The sequence below is a fragment of the Burkholderia sp. Ac-20353 genome, from assembly GCF_017104785.1.
In the GTDB taxonomy this organism is placed as follows: Bacteria; Pseudomonadota; Gammaproteobacteria; order Burkholderiales; family Burkholderiaceae; genus Burkholderia.
In genome coordinates this window covers 1-18,084 of the sequence record NZ_JAAGPL010000178.1, presented here as the reverse complement: position 1 = coordinate 18,084, position 18,084 = coordinate 1, and the positions used below count along the sequence as shown (strand labels likewise).

16 protein-coding genes are annotated in these 18,084 nt (G+C 68.8%); 8 read left to right on the top strand and 8 right to left on the bottom strand.

Annotated elements, in window-relative coordinates:
• The 6 genes from G3N94_RS32215 to G3N94_RS32190 all read right to left on the bottom strand — a co-directional run.
• Positions 1-433: amidohydrolase family protein (locus G3N94_RS32215; protein ID WP_205797527.1), on the bottom strand; the 433-nt coding region annotated here is incomplete at its 3' end.
• Between the two features lies 1 nt (position 434).
• Complete coding sequence (locus G3N94_RS32210; protein ID WP_205797525.1) at positions 435-1,382, bottom strand: YncE family protein; 948 nt, start codon at positions 1,380-1,382, stop codon at positions 435-437.
• A 124-nt stretch (positions 1,383-1,506) separates the two neighbouring features.
• The gene (locus tag G3N94_RS32205) at positions 1,507-2,799 is read right to left on the bottom strand and encodes an MFS transporter (RefSeq protein WP_205797523.1); all 1,293 of its coding nucleotides are present in this window, start codon (positions 2,797-2,799) and stop codon (positions 1,507-1,509) included.
• A gap of 65 nt (positions 2,800-2,864) precedes the next feature.
• Positions 2,865-3,782 carry a dihydrodipicolinate synthase family protein gene (locus tag G3N94_RS32200; RefSeq protein WP_205797522.1) on the bottom strand — a complete coding sequence of 306 codons (918 nt, stop codon included), beginning with the start codon at positions 3,780-3,782 and terminating at the stop codon, positions 2,865-2,867.
• A 2-nt stretch (positions 3,783-3,784) separates the two neighbouring features.
• Positions 3,785-4,957 (bottom strand): L-rhamnonate dehydratase, encoded by a 1,173-nt coding sequence (locus tag G3N94_RS32195; protein WP_205797521.1) that lies wholly within the window; start codon positions 4,955-4,957, stop codon positions 3,785-3,787.
• A 58-nt stretch (positions 4,958-5,015) separates the two neighbouring features.
• Positions 5,016-6,059, bottom strand: coding sequence for a 4-hydroxythreonine-4-phosphate dehydrogenase PdxA (locus tag G3N94_RS32190; protein WP_205797520.1), 1,044 nt, complete (start codon positions 6,057-6,059; stop codon positions 5,016-5,018).
• Between the two features lie 179 nt (positions 6,060-6,238).
• On the opposite strand from G3N94_RS32190, the gene G3N94_RS32185 reads away from it, so the two are divergent.
• From G3N94_RS32185 to G3N94_RS32175, 3 genes are all read left to right on the top strand, one after another.
• On the top strand, positions 6,239-7,171 hold the full coding sequence (locus G3N94_RS32185) for a LysR family transcriptional regulator (protein WP_205797518.1): 933 nt from the start codon (positions 6,239-6,241) through the stop codon (positions 7,169-7,171).
• Between the two features lie 109 nt (positions 7,172-7,280).
• Positions 7,281-8,138 (top strand): class I SAM-dependent methyltransferase, encoded by an 858-nt coding sequence (locus tag G3N94_RS32180; RefSeq protein ID WP_205797516.1) that lies wholly within the window; start codon positions 7,281-7,283, stop codon positions 8,136-8,138.
• A gap of 260 nt (positions 8,139-8,398) precedes the next feature.
• Positions 8,399-8,944: a protein tyrosine phosphatase gene (locus tag G3N94_RS32175; protein WP_205797514.1), complete on the top strand. Its 546-nt coding sequence runs from the start codon at positions 8,399-8,401 to the stop codon at positions 8,942-8,944.
• Between the two features lie 84 nt (positions 8,945-9,028).
• Here the strand turns inward: G3N94_RS32175 and G3N94_RS32170 are convergent, their stop codons facing one another.
• Positions 9,029-10,081, bottom strand: a complete 1,053-nt coding sequence (locus G3N94_RS32170) for an AraC family transcriptional regulator (RefSeq protein ID WP_205797512.1) — start codon at positions 10,079-10,081, stop codon at positions 9,029-9,031.
• Positions 10,082-10,227: 146 nt separating this feature from the next.
• Between G3N94_RS32170 and G3N94_RS32165 the strand changes: the two genes are divergently transcribed.
• From G3N94_RS32165 to G3N94_RS32145, 5 genes are all read left to right on the top strand, one after another.
• Entirely contained in the window at positions 10,228-11,649 is a 1,422-nt protein-coding gene (locus G3N94_RS32165) for a coniferyl aldehyde dehydrogenase (RefSeq protein ID WP_205797510.1), read from the top strand.
• Positions 11,650-11,675: 26 nt separating this feature from the next.
• Positions 11,676-13,361 (top strand): GMC family oxidoreductase N-terminal domain-containing protein, encoded by a 1,686-nt coding sequence (locus tag G3N94_RS32160; RefSeq protein WP_205797508.1) that lies wholly within the window; start codon positions 11,676-11,678, stop codon positions 13,359-13,361.
• Positions 13,348-15,798, top strand: a complete 2,451-nt coding sequence (locus tag G3N94_RS32155; protein WP_205797506.1) for an alpha/beta hydrolase fold domain-containing protein — start codon at positions 13,348-13,350, stop codon at positions 15,796-15,798. Before G3N94_RS32160 ends, G3N94_RS32155 begins: the two co-directional genes overlap by 14 nt.
• A 277-nt stretch (positions 15,799-16,075) precedes the next feature.
• Positions 16,076-16,408, top strand: coding sequence for a type II toxin-antitoxin system RelE/ParE family toxin (locus G3N94_RS32150; RefSeq protein WP_205797504.1), 333 nt, complete (start codon positions 16,076-16,078; stop codon positions 16,406-16,408).
• On the top strand, positions 16,405-16,734 hold the full coding sequence (locus G3N94_RS32145) for an addiction module antidote protein (RefSeq protein ID WP_205797502.1): 330 nt from the start codon (positions 16,405-16,407) through the stop codon (positions 16,732-16,734). Before G3N94_RS32150 ends, G3N94_RS32145 begins: the two co-directional genes overlap by 4 nt.
• Positions 16,735-16,755: 21 nt before the next feature.
• Here the strand turns inward: G3N94_RS32145 and G3N94_RS32140 are convergent.
• The coding region (locus G3N94_RS32140; RefSeq protein ID WP_241022185.1) for an LssY C-terminal domain-containing protein at positions 16,756-18,084 on the bottom strand (1,329 nt) is incomplete at its 5' end.

The window sequence follows — 18,084 nt, the reverse complement described above, 5'->3', positions numbered from 1 at the left end:
CGACGGCCGCGTCCGGCGCGGGCGCGGTGCGCGGCTTGAAGCGCACGCCGCGCACCCGCGGCCACGCAGCCTGTTCGGCGATCCGTTGCGCCGCATCGTCGGCCAGCAGGTCGACCCATGCGACGATCGCCGACGGCAGCCCGTGCGCAGCCGCGATGTCGTGCAGCCAGCGCGTCTCCGCAAGCGCCTCGTCGCGCGCGCGTTCGGCTTCGACGTGCACGCTCGCGACGATCGGCGCACCTTCCGCCGCGCGCCGGTAGTCGTCCACGCCGAAGTCGCGGCACAGCGCCGCGTAGTCGCCGAACATGAAGCGAGCCGGATCGTACCGGTCCTGCAGCCACGGATAGTGCGCGGACGCATCGAGCCGCCACAGGTGGTGATGCGCGTCGACGAGCGCGTCCGGGAAGCCGTCGGGCGGCGAACCGTTGCGCATGTCAGCGCGCGCCGGCAAGCACATACGACGCGTCCGGCTCGCGCAGCGTCGGCAATGCGCTGACGAAACGCCACGCATCGAGGTCGAGTTCGCGCACGTAGTCGTCCTGGAACGACACGTATGCCGCGCGCCGCGTCGGATGGAACGACAACGCGGTCGGGTTCGCGGGCAGCGCGACGCGCTCGATTTCCTCGAGCTGCTGCGCGTCGAACACCGAGATCGACTGCTCGCCCGAGTTGGTCAGCAGCAGCAGGTCGCGGCCGTCCGGCGCGCTCGTCCGGTAGATGCGGTTCGGATCGCTGCGCGTCTTCACGCGGCGGCCGCAGGTCATCGTGTCGGTGTCGATCGCGACCAGCGTGTCGTCGCCGCGGTTCGCGACGAACAGCGTGCGCTCGTCGCTCGACAGCGCATTGCCTTCCGGACGCGGCCCCGGCATCACCGCGCGCGGCGCGACCGTCGCGTCGCGCGGATGGAACTGCGTGACCGTGTTCGACAGCAGGTGCACGCCGTATGCGCGGCTCGCGTCGCGCGTCAGCGTGACGAGGTGGGTCTTCACGCCGCCGGACGGCACGGCCATGTTCGGCACCGGCTGCTCGGTCGGGCGATCGAACACGAGCAGCATGTCGTGCGCCTCGCTCATCGCGTAGAGGCGCCCTTCGCGGTCGCTCGCCATCCCGTGCGGCCGGTAGTACGGCCACAGGTCGAGCATGCGCGTATGCGTGCGTTCGACGAGGTCGATCTCGGCGATCCGGTGATCGCCTTCATGGCCGCGCGACCACGCGGTCTCGATGCCGAAGATGCCGACATACGCGTAGCGGTTGTGCGCGTCGACGGTGAATTCATGCGGGAAGTTCGGCAGCACGATGTGCTTGAGCGCCGTCTTCGTGTCGAGGTCGTAGAAGCTGAAGGTATGGGCGCACTTCTGCACCAGCAACAGGATGTCGTTCATCGTGAGTCTCCGTACTTCGTTCTTGCCGCCGCGGCGCGCACCGGGCGTCGCGGCGAGTGTGAGCGCATTGCATTCGAGGAACCGTGCATCGATCCCGGCATCGGTTCTGGTATAGGTCCTGACATCAGTCCTCGCAGCGCTTCGGCAGCGTCATCGCGAGCAGGCCGGCCACCGCGAGCGTGACCGCGAGGCTGTACACGCCGGCCGCCGAGCTCACGTGCTGGGTCAGCACGCCGACCGCATACGGGCCGCAGAAGCCGCCGAGGTTGCCGAGCGCGTTGATCAGGCCGCGCGCGCTGCCGGCGGTTTCGACGCTGCAGAGCTTCGGCGGAATCGCCCAGAACACGCCGGCCGCCGCCTGCAGGAAGAATCCGCAACCGATCAGGAACGCGAACGATACGGGCATCGACGATTTCGTGAGCACCGACAGCGCGAGGCATGCGGCAAAGCCAACGAGCGGCAGCAGCACGAACAGGCGTCGCTTGCCGGTTCGGTCAGACAAATACGACGTCGCGAACATGCCGATCATCATCGCGACGTACGGCAGCATCGCGAGCAGGCCGATCTTCCCCATCCCCGTGTGCGTGAGGTTTTTCAGCAGCGTCGGCAACCACATCGTATAGCCGTAGATACCGACCTGGTAGCAGAAATTGATCGCGATCAGCAGCCAGATCGTCGGGTTGCGCATCAGCGCGCCGAACGACGCGGCGGTCGGCGTGCCCGCCGCGCGCTTGCGCTCCTGCTCGGCGCGCAGCGCGTCGAGGATGTACGCCTTCTCGCGCGGCGACACCCAGCGTGCCGTCTCCGGACTGTCGTCGGCGAACCGCAGCCAGACAATCAGGAACAGCAGCGACAGCGCGCCCGTGCTGAAGAACAGGTGGCGCCAGTCGTATGTGGCGAGGATGAAGCCGGACAGCGGCGCGGTGATCATCCCGGCGAGCGGCACGAACATGATGACCATCGCGTTCGCGCGGCCACGCTCGCGATCGGGGAACCAGTTGCTGACCATCGTCAGCACGACGGGCAGCATCCCGCCCTCGGCGACGCCGAGCATGAAGCGCAGCGTCAGCAGTTCCCACGTGTGCGTGACGAGGCCCGTCAGCGCCGACAACACCGCCCAGCTCACGAGCGACCACGCGATGAAGGTCTTGCCGCTGCCAAGCGCCGCGCGCCGGCCGCCGGGAATCTGCAGGAACAGGTAGCCGAAGAAGAAGATCCCGCCGGCGAGGCCCGCCATCGTCGCGTCCATCCCGAGATCGGCGTTCATCCCGCCCGGCATCGCGAACGCGATGTTCACGCGGTCCATGTAAGAGATGATGCAAGCGAGCAGCAGCGGCGGAATCACGCGCAGCCAGCGGCGGCGCGGAATGGCATCGCCGGCTTCGTATGCCGGGTTGGCCGGGTTCAACGTGTTCATGATGTCTCCAGTCTTTTAGGTGGTCGACAACGGCGGTCTTCTCGCGAACCGCCTGTTACGCCGTTTCAACGGCCCCAGCGCAGCACCAGCGGATCGAGCCGCCGCGCCGCGTCGAGCAGCCCCGCGCGCGTGTCCGGATGCAGGTCGGGCCACGGCGCGCGCGGCCGGTCGCATGCGATCACGCCGCCGGCCTTCATCAGCGCCTTCGCGGCGAGAAAGCCGGCCTGCCGGTTCTCGTAGTTGATCAGCGGCAGCCAGCGCGCATACTGTTCGCACGCTTCGTCGCGGCGGCCCGCGAAATACGCGTCGGTGATCTGGCGGATCCCGTCCGGATAGCCGCCGCCCGTCATCGCGCCCGTCGCGCCCGCGTCGAGATCGGCGAGCAGCGTGATGCCCTCCTCGCCGTCCCACGGCCCCTCGATCGCATCGCCGCCCACGCGGATCAGCTCGCGCAGCTTCGCGGCCGCGCCCGGCGTCTCGATCTTGAAGTACGACACCGCGTCGATCTCGCGCGCGAGCCGCGCGAGGCAGTCGACCGGCAGCGTCGTGCCGCTCGCGGGCGCGTCCTGGATCATCAGCGGAATGTCGAGCCCGGCGCTTACTTCGCGGAAGAACGCGTGGATTGCCGGCTCCGGCACGCGGAACGTCGCGCCGTGATACGGCGGCATCACCATCACCATCGACGCGCCCAGCGCCTGCGCGCGCCGGTTGCGTTCCGCGCAGATCCGCGCGCTGAAGTGCGACGTCGTGACGATCACCGGCACGCGGCCGGCGACGTGCTCGAGCACCGTGCGGGTCAAGAGGTCGCGCTCGTCGTCGCCGAGCGCGAATTGCTCCGAGTAGTTCGCGAGGATGCAGATGCCGTGCGAGCCCGCGTCGATCATGAAGTCGATCGCGCGGCGCTGGCCGTCGAGGTCGAGCGCACCGTCGTCGGTGAAGATCGTCGGCGCGACCGGAAACACACCCTGGTAACGTGCGCGCATGATCACTCCACGATGTCGAACTGGTCGAGGAACTCGGTCTTCAGCGTGAGGCCGAGTCCGGGCACGTCGTCGCGCAGCTGCAGGAAGCCGTTCTCGGCCACCGGCTCGCCGTCGAAGATGTAATAGAACAGCTCGTTGCCGACCTCGACGTCGAACATCGGGAAGTACTCGCTCATCGGCGACGCGAGCGTGCTCATCGTCAGGTGGTAGTTGTGCATCTGGCCCGCATGCGGGATCACCGGCACGCTGTACGCTTCGCACAGCGCGTTGATCTTGTGCGCCATCGTGATGCCGCCGACACGGTTCGTGTCGTACTGGACGACCGACACGGCCTTGCGGTCGAGCAATTGCTTGAAGCCGTACAGCGAGAACTCGTGCTCGCCACCGGAGATCGGAATGCTCGTCAGCCGGTTCAGCTCCGCATAGCCGTCGATGTCGTCGGCGATCACCGGCTCTTCGAGCCAGCGCGGCTGGTATTTCTCGAGCTTCGGCAGGATGCGCTTCGCGTACTCGAGGTTCCAGCCCATGTAGCACTCGAGCATCAGGTCGTTGTCGTAGCCGATCACCTCGCGGATCGCGGCAACCGACTTCAGGTTCTCGACGACGCCCTGCTGCCCGTGCGCGGGCCCGTAGCCGAAGCGCATCTTGAATGCGCGGAAGCCTTCGTCGAGATAGCGCTGCGCTTCCGCCTGCATCTCCTTCAGGTCGGTGCGGTACAGCTTCGAGTAGTAGCAGGGAATCTTCTCTTTCGTGCGGCCGCCGAGCAGCTTGAACACGGGCTTGCCGACACTCTTGCCGAGCACGTCCCAGATCGCGATGTCGACCGCCGAGATCGCCGCCATGCCGATGCCCTTGCGGCCCCATGCATGCGTCGCGCGGTACATCCGCTGGTTCAGGTATTCGTAGTCCCAAGGGTCCTGGCCGATCACGAGCGGCGCGAGGTACTGGTCGATGACCGCCTTCGCGATGTGCGGTGCGAGCGCGACGTTGCCGAGCCCGACGATGCCGTCGTCGGTTTCGACCTCGACGACCGTCCACGCGTGGAAGCGGAACGTGCTCATCGTTTCCTGCGGCGCGTACAGCATGTCCATCGCGTTCGAGCAGAAATTGCCCTGCGGCGGCACGGTCTTGCCTTTCCATTGGTACACGCGTGCGCGTACGGCCTTGATCTTCATGGCGTTGTCTCCTGATTGTCGGTTTCGTTTCGGGTATCGATAAAGTCGGGCGCGGCCGTCACGCCGAGGTGGTCTGCCGCCGATGCGCGGCGCCCATCCGGCACGCGATCTGCAGCGCTTGCCAGGTCGCGCCGACGTCAGCTGTGCCGCGCCCCGCGATGTCGTACGCGGTGCCGTGCGCGGGCGTCGTGATCGGCACCGGCAGGCCGCCCTGCACGGTCACGCCGCGCGAGAAGCCGAGCAGCTTGATCGCAATCTGCCCCTGGTCGTGGTACATCGTGACGATCGCGTGGTAGTCGCCGGCCTGCGCCTTCAGGAAGATCGTGTCGGCCGGGAACGGGCCATGGAACGGCGCGTCGGTCGGCCAGTCGCGCGCCTGCAGCGCACGCACCGCCGGTGCGATCACGTCGATCTCCTCGCGGCCGCACATGCCGCCGTCGCCGCCGTGCGGGTTGAACGCGGCGACCGCGACCTTGGGTGCCACGACGCCGTTCGCGAGCAGCGACCGGTAGATCAGTTCGGATGCCTGCTCGATCCGCTCGATCGACAGATAGCGCGCGGCATCCTTCAGCGGAATGTGCGACGAGATGCGTGCGGTCCACAGCTCGCCGAGCGTGTTGAACTCGCAGAAGTAGCCGGTCACGCCGAGGTATTCCGCGAAGTGGTGCAGTTCGTCCTCGTGCGCGAGGCCGCCGAGCTTCATCGCGTGCTTGTTGAGCGGCGCGAAGCAGATTGCGTCGACGTCGCCCGCGAGCGCGGCGTCCATGCAGCGGTTCAGCACGTCGAGCACCGAGCGGCCGCCCGCAGGGCCCGCCTGGCCAAGCGTCACCAGCGCGGGATCGACGGTGTCGATCGCGACGAACGCGGGCCGCGCAATGGACGGCCGCTCGCGCACGTCGGCGAGAGACGCGACCGGCTCGACGTCGACCTGCACGCCCGCGGTGCGCTGGCCGGCTTCCCACAGCCAGCGGTCGCCGATCAGCACCAGATTCGCGCGCGACACCGCGTCGGGGCGCGCGAGCAGCTTCGCGATCAGCTCGGGGCCGATGCCGGCCGGGTCGCCGAGCGTCAGCGCGACGACGGGCAACGTCGCGGCCGTCATGCCCGCTCTCCCGCGCGGGCCAGGCCGCGTGCCGCAATCGCCGAATTCGTCTGCATGTTCGTCTCCTTCTCCTGTCTGGCCGGCAAGCGGCCGTTCGTCATCTGGGGTTCATGCTAGGTAGACGGAACACCCCGGTAAATTGAAAACTCTTGATGAATTGATAACCTGAGGTAATCGGATTGGGCTCGATCGACAGGAAGGACTCGACGCCGCAACTGCTGAACCGGCTGCGGATGCGGCAGGTGGCGCTGCTGCTGGCGGTCGAGGAATGTTCAACGCTGCGCGCGGCCGCCGACCGGCTCGGCCTCACGCAGCCGGCCGCGACCAAGATGCTGCGCGAGCTCGAGCACGCGCTCGGCCAGCCGCTGTTCGAGCGTGTCGGGCGCGGGCTCGTGCTGAATCCGGCCGGCGAGCGGGTGCTCGGCTACTTCCGCGGGATACGCGGCAGCATGGAGGCGCTGAACCGCGAGCTGGCCGAACTGCAGCTCGGCAGCGCCGGGCGGCTCGCGATCGGCAGCATCATGGCGGCGACGCCCGGGCGGCTCACCGAGGCGCTGGTGCAGTTGAAGGCGCGCTATCCGCTGCTCGCGATCGACATTGCGGTCGACACCAGCGACAAGCTGATGCCGCAACTGCAGGAAGGCGTGCTCGAAGTGGTGATCGGCCGCAACGTCGGCACTGAATGCGAATTCCGCGCGGTCGACGACGAAGCGCTCGCGATCGTCGCCGGCCGCGATCATCCGCTCGTCGGCGGCGGGGCGGTCGGGTTCGCGGCGCTGCTCGACTATGCGTGGATCCTGCAGCCGGCCGGCAGCCCCGCGCGCGAAGTCGTCGAGCGCGAGTTCCGGATGCACCACGAGCCGATGCCGCGCGGGCTGGTCGAGACCGGCTCGATCCTGACGACGATGAGTCTCGTCGACCGCTCGCAGATGCTCGGCGTGATTCCGCGCACGGTCGCCGAGCTGAATGCCGAGCACGGGATGGTGGCGATCGTCGACTACACGCTCGCGCAGAAGCTGCCGTCGTACGGGAGCCTCGTGCGGCGCGACAGGCCGCTGTCGGTGGCCGCACAGCAGTTTCTAGCGCTGTTTCATCGGGAGGCTGAAGCCTGAGAACGCGAGCGACGCGCCCGCCGACGAAACAGCACGTCAATCCGGGGCGCCACATGCTATGCTCGCCGCGCACGTTTCTTTCATTTCACTTTCGACGAGCGCAGCGTACATGGTCTCTCACGTTCACGAATCGAACCGCCTGTCGTGGAACGCCGCGACGGTCGCGCACAACAGCCACAAGGGCGATCAGGCCGGGTTCTTCCGCCAGGGTGGCTCGACGCTCTTTCCCGAGGAGCGCGAACTGCTCGGCGAGCTCGCCGGCCTGACGTTGCTGCATCTGCAATGCAACGCCGGACAGGACACGCTGAGCCTCGCGCGCGCCGGCGCCGACGTGACGGGCGTCGACATCTCCGACGAAGCGATTGCTTTCGCGTCGAAGCTCGCGGCGGATACCGCGATCCCGGCCCGCTTCGAGCGCGCGGACATCCTCGACTGGATGCCGGCCGCCGCCGCCCGCGGCGAGCGCTTCGACCGGGTGTTCACGTCGTACGGCGTGCTGTGCTGGATCTCCGACCTGCGCGCGTGGGCACGCGGCATCGCATCGCTGCTCGCGCCGGGCGGCCGCTTCGCGATCGTCGAATACCATCCGTTCGCGCTATATTTCGACGCGCACTGGAAACCGCATTACGACTATTTCAGCCGCGCGCCTTCGCTCGAGCAGGATGGCGTCGGCGACTACGTCGCCACCTCGGGCACCGGGCTCGGCGACGGCTACGAGCACGCGGGCGTGCAGGATTTCCGCAATCCGCATCCGACCTACGAGTACATGTGGGGCATCGGCGAGGTGATGAGCGCGCTGCTGTCCGCCGGGCTCGTGATCGAACGTTTCGACGAGTACCCGTACGCGAACGCGTGGAAAGGCTTCGACGACATGCGCGAACTCGACGGCCACCGGATGACGCAGCCCGACTACCTGCCGCGCCTGCCGCTGATGTACGGGATCGCCGCTCGCAATCCGGCCGTGTGAACGTGTGAACACGTGCGCGAAGGCAATGACGGGGATCTGCCGATCGGAACGACGGTGCGATCGGCAGCCTGCCGCCTGGCGCCGCTGACCGCTGTGCAAAGGGTCGCGAATTCGCCGTTCCGATCACCTTGCCGCGATGCGACAGCGTCTTGCCAAATCCGCCCGGTGATTTTTTTCCGCCACACACGACCGTCATGATGTGCGGTCGGCATCGATGCGATGCTGCGGCAGCACCTCAACCCTGACTGGCGGAAACAACCATGAAAACAATCAAGACGCTTGCCCTGCTCTGTTGTGTCGGCATCCAGTGCGCGACGCTCGCCCATGCGGACGAACCGAAGAAGGTCGCGTTCGTCGACACCGGCAATACCGGGCGCAGCGTGATGGCCGAAGCGATCGCGGGTCAACTGATCGCGCAGCGCCACGCGCACATCGCGGTGATCTCGCGCGCGGTCGATGAAGACCCGTACGACGAGAAGCCCGAAGAGAACGGCGTGATCCTGATGAAACGGCGCGGCATCGACACGTCCGCGCATCGCTCGGTGCAGCTCAACGCGAACGACGTCAAGCATTCCGATGTGATCCTGACGATGACCGAGAAGCACAAGGAAAAGGTGCTCACGCTGTATCCGTTGGCGGCAGGCAAGGTGCACACGCTCGCCGAATACGCGACCGGCAAGGCCGAGGACGTGCCCGATGCGTGGGGCAAGCCGATCGAGTTCTACGAGAACGTGACGGCGCAGCTCGACAAGTTCATCGCGCCTGCGCTCGACAAGGTTGCGGCGACCGCGCCGGCGAAGCAGTGACGGCGCGCGCGGCGTGAGCGTGGCGGCCGCATCCGGTTAGCCCGGATGCAGGGCCGTCCGCCCTCCGCCCCTCCGCAGCAGCGCTCAACCGTCATCGCGCCCCCGCAGCAAATCGCTGCGATACGCCCCCGGCGCGACCCCGTACCAGCGCTTGAACGCCTGCGAAAAGCTCGACAGATCGCTGAACCCGAGCCGCTCCGCAACATCGGTCAGCGTCAGCCGTTCGTCGCCGAGCAGCGCTTCGGCCATCGCGCCGCGCGATTCCGCGAGCAGCGCGCGGAACGTCGTGCCCTCTTCCTGCAGCCGCCGCTTCAGCGTGCGCGCGCTCGTGTTCATCAGCCGCGCGATGTCCTCGAGCGAGAACGGCGTCGCGCCCGGCGTCGCGCTCAGGTAATCGCGAATCATCGCCGCGGTGCCGACATGCGCGCGCCGCGCTTCGAGCAGGCGGCTGCACATCTGCTCGCACATCGACACCGTGATCGGGTTCGCATGCGGCAGCCGCCGGTCGAGAAACGCGCGCGCGAACACGAGGGTATTCGAGCGTGCGCCGAACACGGGCTCGACGCCGGCGATCCGCGGCAACGCCGCGGGCACCGCGCGGCCGCGCGCCGCCGTCGGGCGCTCGGCCTGCAACGTGAAGCGCGACAGCGTGAAATCCGCGCCGCCCATTTCCTGCAGCAGCACGGTCGCCGCGGTCATGTCGCGCTCCACGACGAACCGGCTCACCTCGCCGGCCAGGTCGGGCGCGCCGAAGCTCAGCACGCAGTTGTCGCCGTCCTCGCGATACGTGATCACCGTGTAGGCGTAAGTGAGCGGCAGGAACCGCATCGCCAGCGCCAGCGCATCGCGCGCGGTCGCGCTCGCGATCAGCCCGTAGCCCCACACGCCATACGCGGAGAAGTGATAGCGCTGGCCCGCCTCGAAGCCGAGGCCGCGCGGATGCCCGAGCAGCCGCAGCAGGTTGGCGGTCAGCCGCAGTTCCTGCGCCGCCGTCACCTCCGCGTTCGGGTCGTCGAGCTGCGCGGCCGACAGCCCCGTGCCCGCGAGCAGCTGCGCGCGCGGCACGCCGCGTTCGTCACCGAAATCGACCAGCAGCCGGGCGCCGGCCGGACTCCGGGTGTAGTCCCAAAAGCTCATGCGGAGAAACCCTCGAAGCGCCAAATTGGCCCAAATACTAAAACAATTGTCCCGTCGCAGCATTGGTGTTTTCCCACGCGGCACGCACCATCGGCGTCATTCAGTCGTCGCCTGAACGACTTCATCGACTGCCCGGAGGAGACACCATGCGGCTCAGCCCCCCGACCGATCTCGCGGCGCGCTTCGAGCACCAGCGCGCCGCGTTCGCGCGCGAACCCGACCCGCCGCTCGCCGTGCGCGTGTCGCGGCTCGATCGCCTGCTCGCGCTGCTCGACACCCATGAAGCCGCGATCGTGCGCGCGATCGACGCCGACTTCGGCGGCCGTTCCGCACACGAGACGCGGTTCGCCGAACTCTTCGTCATCCGAACCGGCATCCGCCATGCGCGTGCGCACCTGAAGCAATGGATGCGCGCGCGCCGCGTGCCGACCGCGCTGCACTTCCGCCCCGGCTACAACCGGCTCGCGCCGCAGCCGCTCGGCGTCGTCGGCGTGATGGCGCCGTGGAACTACCCGTTCCAGCTCGCGATCGGCCCCGCGCTCGCCGCACTCGCGGCCGGCAACCGCGTGCTGGTCAAGCCGTCCGAACTGACGCCGCGGCTGTCGGCGCTGCTCGATACGCTCGTCGCCGACGCGTTCGATCCCGCCGAATTCGCGGTCGTCACCGGCGACGTCGATACGGCCCGCGCGTTCGCGCGCCTGCCGTTCGATCACCTGTTCTTCACGGGCTCGACTGCGGTCGGCCGCGATGTCGCACAGGCGGCGGCCGCGAACCTGACGCCCGTCACGCTCGAACTCGGCGGCAAGTCGCCCGCGATCCTCGATCCGTCGTGCGACATCGCGCAGGCCGTGCAACGCATCGCGTTCGGCAAGCTGCTGAACGCGGGCCAGACCTGCATCGCGCCCGACTACCTGCTCGTGCCGGCCGGCAGTGCGGAGACGGTTGCCACGCAACTGTCGGCGGCGGTCGCGCGGCGCTACCCGACGCTCGTCGCAAATCCCGACTACACGGCGATCGTCAGTGCGCGGCATCGCGCGCGGCTCGCGGAACTGGTCGACGGCGCGCGCGACGGCGGCGCCCGCGTGATCGAGATCAACCCGGCCGGCGAACGCTTCGACGCGACGTCGCGCAAGTTCCCGCCGACCGTCGTGATCGGCGCGACCGACACGATGCGGGTGATGCGCGAGGAGATCTTCGGCCCCGTGCTGCCGATCGTCGAATACGCGCACATCGACGATGCGATCGCAACCGTCAATCGCCAGCCGCGCCCGCTCGCGCTGTACTGGTTCGGCCGCGACGCCGCGCACCGCGATCGCGTGCTGCGCGAGACGGTGTCCGGCGGCGTCACCGTGAACGACTGCCTGTGGCATCTCGCGCAGGAGCATCAGCCGTTCGGCGGCGTCGGCCCGAGCGGGATCGGCGCCTATCACGGCAAATGGGGCTTCGACACGTTCAGCCATCTGAAGCCCGTCTTCCACCAGGCGCGCTGGAACGGCACCGCGCTGTTCCATCCGCCGTACGGCAAGACCTTCGACCTGCTGCTGCGCGTGCTGTCGCGCATCGCGTGATCCACCGATTCTCCGGGAATGACTTCATGAACAAGGTATTCGACTACATCGTCGTCGGCGGCGGTTCGGGCGGCTGCGTCGTCGCGGGACGCCTGTCCGAGGACCCGCACACGACCGTCTGCGTGCTCGAGGCCGGCAACCGCGGCGACGGCACGCTCGTCAACGTGCCGACCGGCGCCGTCGCGATGCTGCCGACCCGCGTGAACAACTGGGCGTTCGAGACCGTGCCGCAAGCGGGGCTCGCCGGACGCCGCGGCTACCAGCCGCGCGGCAAGGCGCTCGGCGGCTCGTCCGCGATCAACGCGATGGTCTATATCCGCGGCCACCGCAGCGACTACGACCACTGGGCCGCGCTCGGCAACGAAGGCTGGTCCTACGACGACGTGCTGCCGTATTTCCGGCTCAGCGAGCATAACGAACGCTTCGACGATGCCTGGCATGGCCGCGACGGCCCGCTGTGGGTCAGCGACCTGCGCACCGGCAACCCGTTCCACGCGCGCTATCTCGATGCGGCCCGGCAGGCCGGCCTGCCGCTGACCGACGATTTCAACGGCGCGCAGCAGGAAGGCATCGGCGTCTACCAGGTCACGCAGAAGCACGGCGAACGCTGGAGCGCCGCGCGCGCGTATCTGCTGCCGCACGTCGGACGCCGCGACAACCTGACGGTCGAGACGCACGCGCAGGTGCTGCGCATCCTGTTCGACGGCACGCACGCGGTCGGCGTCGAAGTGCGGCAGCATGGCGAGGTCCGCACGCTGCGCGCGCGTCGCGAGGTCGTGCTGGCCGCGGGCGCGTTGCAGACGCCGCAATTGCTGATGCTGTCCGGCGTCGGCCCCGCCGCCGAGCTTGGACGTTTCGGCATCCGTACGCTCGTCGACCTGCCCGGCGTCGGCCGTAACCTGCAGGACCACCCGGATTTCATCCTCGGCTACCGGACGCGCAGCGTCGACACGATGGGCGTGTCGGCGCGCGGCGGCCTGCGGATGCTGCGCGAGCTGCTGCGCTTTCGCCGCGAGCGGCGCGGGATGCTGACGTCGAATTTCGCGGAAGGCGGCGGCTTCCTGAAGACGCGCGCCGAGCTCGACGCGCCGGACATCCAGCTGCATTTCGTCGTCGCGCTCGTCGACGATCACGCGCGGCGGTTCCATCTCGGCCACGGTCTGTCGTGCCACGTGTGCCTGCTGCGGCCGCGCAGCCGCGGCGCGGTCACGCTGCAAAGCGCCGATCCGCTCGCAGCGCCGCGCATCGATCCGGCTTTCTTCGACGATCCGCGCGATCTCGACGACATGGTCGCCGGCTTCAGGCTGACGCGCCGGCTGATGCAGGCGCCCGCGCTCGCGAGCTGGATCACGCGCGACGTGTTCACCGCGAACGTGACGACCGACGATGAAATCCGCGACGTGCTGCGCCGGCGCACCGACACCGTCTATCACCCGGTCGGCACGTGCCGGATGGGACACGACGATCTCGCGGTCGTCGATCCGCAATTGCGCGTGCGCGGGCTGCAGGGGCTGCGGATCGTCGACGCATCCGTAATGCCGACGCTGATCGGCGGCAACACCAATGCGCCGACGATCATGATCGCCGAGAAAGCGGTCGATCTGATGCGCGGCGTCAGCCGTGTGCAGATGCCCCCTCTTGCCGACGCAAAACGCGAAGCAAGCGCCCCCAATCCCGCGCAACCGAAGGAGACCCGCCATGCGCTCGCCTGATTCCACCGTTCACGACCACGCCGCCCCGCCGCTCTCGGCGATCGTCATCGGCGCGGGCTTCGCCGGCATCGGCATGGCGGTCGCGCTGCAGCGCGCCGGCATGCACGATTTCGTGATTCTCGAACGCGCGCACGACGTCGGCGGCGTGTGGCGCGACAACAGCTATCCGGGCGCCGCGTGCGATGTGCCGTCGCATCTGTACTCGTTCTCGTTCGAGCCGAACCCCCGCTGGTCGCGCACGTTCGCGCCGCAGCCGGAAATCCACGCGTACCTGCAGCATTGCGCGCGCAAGTACGGTCTCGCGCGGCACCTCCGCTTCGGCGCGGAAGTCGCGCACGCGCGCTACGACGAGCCGCACGCGCTGTGGCGCGTGACGCTGACCGACGGCACGACGCTGAGCGCCGCGCTGCTCGTCAGCGGCACCGGGCAGTTGAGCCGTCCCGCGCGGCCGAACCTGCCCGGCATGGAGGCGTTCCGCGGCCATGCGTTCCATTCCGCGCACTGGGACCACGCGTATCTGCTCGCCGGCAAGCGCATCGCGGTGATCGGCACGGGGGCGTCTGCAATCCAGTTCGTGCCGGCGATCGCCGATTCCGTGAAGACGCTGACGGTGTTCCAGCGCTCGCCCGCGTACATGATGCCGCGCCCGGATCATGCATACCGGCCGTGGCAGCAGGCGCTGTTCCGGCGGCTGCCGTGGGCGATGAAGCTGCATCGCGCGGCGATCTACGTCCGCTACGAATCGCGCGCGGTCGCGTTCACGCGCTTCAACGGGCTGATGAAATTCGCGGTCGGCCGGCCGTTCCGCCAGTTGCTCGCGCGACAGGTGCCCGACGCGGCGCTGCGCGAGCAGCTCACGCCCGACTATCCGATCGGCTGCAAGCGGATCCTGCTGTCGAGCAACTATCTGGCCGCGATGAGCAAGGACAACGTCGAACTCGTCACGCAACGGATCCGCCGCGTGACCCAAAACGGGATCGAGACCGCCGACGGCACGCATCATCCGGTCGATGCGATCGTCTACGGCACCGGCTTCGCGGCCACCGAATTCCTGTCGCCGATGCGCATCACGGGCCGCGGCGGGCTCGACCTGAACGACGCGTGGCGGCGCGGCGCACAGGCGTATCTCGGGATGACGGTGCCGGGTTTTCCGAATTTCTTCATGCTGTACGGCCCGAACACCAACCTCGGCCACAACTCGATCGTCTACATGCTCGAGAGCCAGATCGCGCACGTGATGCGCTGCGTGCGCGCGATGCGGCGCGCCGGCGCGACCGCGATCGACGTCGACGCGCGCCGCTACGGACGTTTCAACCTGCATGTCCAGCAGCGCCTCGCGGGTTCGGTGTGGAGCGGCTGCAAGAGCTGGTATGTGGATGCGTCCGGCCACAACAGCACCAACTGGCCGGGCTTCACGCTGTCGTATCGCTGGCTCACGCGCTTCTCGGGGCTCGCCGCGTACCGTTTCTCGACCGTGCTGCCGGGCGCGGCCGGGCACGCAGGCGGGATTGCCGTCGCCGCACCGGGCGGCGCGCTGGAAGCGCTGAACGCCGGCTTCCTGCGCGGCTTCCTGCGCGTCGGCTTCCGCTCGCTGATCGGGCCGCCGTTCGGCGTCGGGCTCCAGCGTCGCGTGGTCGGGCTGCTGTCGCCGCTGATGCCCGGCATCGGCGGCATGATCCGCTATCGCACGTCGGCGGGCGGCGTGCCGGCGGAAGTCGTCGCACCGAAACGCGGCGATGCGGGCGGCGCGATCCTGTACCTGCACGGCGGCGCATTCTGCGTCGGCGGGCCCGGCACGCACCGCAGCGTGACGACGCGGCTCGCCGACGAATCGGGGCTGGCGGTATGGACGCCCGATTACCGGCTCGCGCCCGAACACCCGTACCCTGCCGCGCTCGACGATGCACTGGCCGCGTACGCCGCGCTGCGTGCGCAGGGTCATGCGCCGGCACGCATCGTCGTCGCCGGCGATTCGGCAGGCGGCGCGCTCGCGCTGGCCCTCGCGATCGCGCTGCGCGACCGTGGCGAGCCCGCACCGGCCGGACTGCTGCTGATCTCGCCCGTCACCGATCCGGCGCTGCGCGGCGACACGCTGAACTCGCGCAGCAGCGATGACCCGATGATCCGGCGCGGCTGGCTCGAACAGGGGCTGCGCTGGTATCACGGCGCGGCTGCGGCGGCTGCGCGCGGCCCGCTCGATACCGATCTGCGCGGCCTGCCGCCGATGCTGATCCAGGCCGGCGACCAGGAAGTGCTGCTGTCGGACGCGCAACGCCTCACGGATCACGCGCTCGCATGCGGCGTGCCGTGCCGCCTCGAAGTGCACGCGGCGCGCTGGCACGTGTTCCATCTGCAGTCGTTCTACCTGCGCTCGGCGCGCGACGCGCTGGGCACGCTCGCGGGCTTCGCGCGGGAACGGGTAGTCGCGGTGCCGTGACGGGCATGCGGTCGGTCACGTTGGCCGTTTGGCCAATAGCACGCAGTACGTAACGAATGAAAGAATCGACCTCGTCCGGGTAGCGGGTTTTCTCTGTCGAGAGGTCGCATGAAAGGCGCTGCAAGCCCACCGGCTGCAGCGCCTTTTTCATTGCCCGCGTGCTGCGGCGCGCCGGCACCCCGGACGACGCCGTCTGCGCCCCGGCCATCGCCAATGCCGACGGACAAGCCGCGTAGATCGCTTTCTTTCATTCTCTTTCTGTAGCTTATAAGTTACAATGCTGCCTGTATTCGAACTCCTTCGCTATCAATGCGACGACGGCTGCGAGCCGTTTACCGAATGGCTGTTGGCCATACGCGACAAGGTCGCGCAGGCGCGGATCCGCGTTCGTCTGCGCCAGGTCGAGATGGGAAATTTTGGCGACTGCAAGCCGGTCGGCGCGGGCGTGATCGAGTTGCGCATCCATGTCGGCGCCGGCTACCGCGTGTATTGCCGCCAGTACGGCGCAACCGTCGTCCTGCTGCTGACCGGCGGCGACAAAGGCAGTCAGGCCGCCGACATCCTGCATGCGAAGGCACTGTGGTCTGAATGGAAACGGAGGCAAGCATGAGCAAACTGAAAGGCGCGGTGTCGCACCACGAGGCGGAACTCGCCGAGCTGCGCGCCGACCGCGAACTGGCCGTCGCGTATCTGAAGGCGGCGATGGAATCGCTCGACGATCCCGACGACCGCGCGGCCGGCCTGCTCGCGCTGCGCACCGTCGCCGAAGCGTACGGCGGCCTCGGCGCGGTCGCGGCGGACGCCGGCATCAGTCGCGAATCGCTGTATCGCGCGCTGTCGCCGAGCGGCAACCCGACGCTGAAAACCCTGCTGGCCGTGCTGAAGACGGTCGGCCTGCGGCTGTCCGTCGAACCGGCACCGCACGCGCACGCGTAAGCCGAGCCGGCGCGGCGCCGCTCAGGGCTCCGTTGCCGTCCACACCAGCAGCACGTCGGCCGGCGCCGACGGCGTGCCGCGCGGCGGATGCACGACCGTCGCGTCGACCGCGAGCGCCTGCTCGATCTCCGCCGGGCCGTCGATCGTCCGGGTGCGCACGACGGTCATCAGCCGCGCCGGATGGTGCAGCGTTTCCCGGTACAGCGCGCCATACCACAGCCCGCGCGTACCGCGCGCGTCCTGCAGCACGTACGGGTAGCGCCACAGCCGCAGCACGAGCCGGCGGTTCGGCTGCTTCGGATCGACGCGCACGAACACGCGCCGCGTTTCCTCGCCTTGCGAATAGCGCGGCAGCACCGGCAGGCTGTCGGCCGGCGTCTGCGGCAGCAGCCAGCGCAGCGCGGTCTGCATCGACCACGGCGTCGCGCGCAGCCAGCCGGCGTGCGCGAGATGCCGGTCGAGCGTATCGGACGTCACGCTCCACTGCAGCGGCAGGTATTCCTCGCGATCGCCGCTGATCTCGGTGCGCCGCATCGGCACGTGCAGCCAGCCGCCACGCATCCACTGGTCGACGGTCATCGCAACCACGCGCGCCGCATGCGCATGCTGGTCGCGCTCGGCCTGCCACTGCGCGGGAACCGTCCACACGCCCGCGGTCGCGAGCACCACGACGACGGCGACCAACGCGCCCTTCGGCTGGACCTCGTCACGCACGTGCGCATACGCGTAGGTGCCCGCCAGCACCGCGAACCACGCGAGCCCGAGGCTCCAGCCTCCGAGCAGCCCCGACAGCCAGGTCTCGCCGAGATAGAGCCGCGCGAAGCCGCCGAGCACGACCCACATCACGATCGCCGTCGCGACACCGCTGCGCCACAGCGCGGAGCGTCCGCGCGTCAGCACCCAGCCCATGAAGCTGCTCGCGAGCATTCCGAACGCGGCATCGCCGTTCGGCAGCGACACGTGCGCGCCGCCGGGCAGCAAGGCCACGGTCGCCGCGCCGTTCTCCCCGGAGCCGAACGCCGGCACGAGCACGATCGACGCGCCGACCGCCGCGAGCCACCACGCGGCCGTCAGCCAGCAGCGATGGATCAGCAGCCAGACGAGGAACGCGGCCGCGACGATCAGCCCGACGTCGCGGCCGCTCAGCACGGTGACGGCGCTCATCGCCGCATCGACGGGCGGCGTGCGCAGGTTCTGCAGGAACGTGTACAGCGCGGTGTCGGCCTGCATCAGCGGATCGTTCGCGACGACGTCCTGCACGATGCCGGCGAACAGCCACACGCTGCCGACGAACAGCAGCGCGAGCGCAGGCACCGCGCCCGGCAAGCGGCGCCCGCGCGCGGCGAGCCG

What these genes read in the sequence shown, in the direction of transcription:
- G3N94_RS32210 (WP_205797525.1), bottom strand. Translation starts at nt 1,382, where the DNA reads ATGAACGACATCCTGTTGCTGGTGCAGAAGTGCGCCCATACCTTCAGC.
- G3N94_RS32205 (WP_205797523.1), bottom strand. Translation starts at nt 2,799, where the DNA reads ATGAACACGTTGAACCCGGCCAACCCGGCATACGAAGCCGGCGATGCC.
- G3N94_RS32200 (WP_205797522.1), bottom strand. Translation starts at nt 3,782, where the DNA reads ATGCGCGCACGTTACCAGGGTGTGTTTCCGGTCGCGCCGACGATCTTC.
- G3N94_RS32195 (WP_205797521.1), bottom strand. Translation starts at nt 4,957, where the DNA reads ATGAAGATCAAGGCCGTACGCGCACGCGTGTACCAATGGAAAGGCAAG.
- G3N94_RS32190 (WP_205797520.1), bottom strand. Translation starts at nt 6,059, where the DNA reads ATGACGGCCGCGACGTTGCCCGTCGTCGCGCTGACGCTCGGCGACCCG.
- G3N94_RS32180 (WP_205797516.1), top strand. Translation starts at nt 7,281, where the DNA reads ATGGTCTCTCACGTTCACGAATCGAACCGCCTGTCGTGGAACGCCGCG.
- G3N94_RS32175 (WP_205797514.1), top strand. Translation starts at nt 8,399, where the DNA reads ATGAAAACAATCAAGACGCTTGCCCTGCTCTGTTGTGTCGGCATCCAG.
- G3N94_RS32170 (WP_205797512.1), bottom strand. Translation starts at nt 10,081, where the DNA reads ATGAGCTTTTGGGACTACACCCGGAGTCCGGCCGGCGCCCGGCTGCTG.
- G3N94_RS32165 (WP_205797510.1), top strand. Translation starts at nt 10,228, where the DNA reads ATGCGGCTCAGCCCCCCGACCGATCTCGCGGCGCGCTTCGAGCACCAG.
- G3N94_RS32160 (WP_205797508.1), top strand. Translation starts at nt 11,676, where the DNA reads ATGAACAAGGTATTCGACTACATCGTCGTCGGCGGCGGTTCGGGCGGC.
- G3N94_RS32155 (WP_205797506.1), top strand. Translation starts at nt 13,348, where the DNA reads ATGCGCTCGCCTGATTCCACCGTTCACGACCACGCCGCCCCGCCGCTC.
- G3N94_RS32150 (WP_205797504.1), top strand. Translation starts at nt 16,076, where the DNA reads ATGCTGCCTGTATTCGAACTCCTTCGCTATCAATGCGACGACGGCTGC.
- G3N94_RS32145 (WP_205797502.1), top strand. Translation starts at nt 16,405, where the DNA reads ATGAGCAAACTGAAAGGCGCGGTGTCGCACCACGAGGCGGAACTCGCC.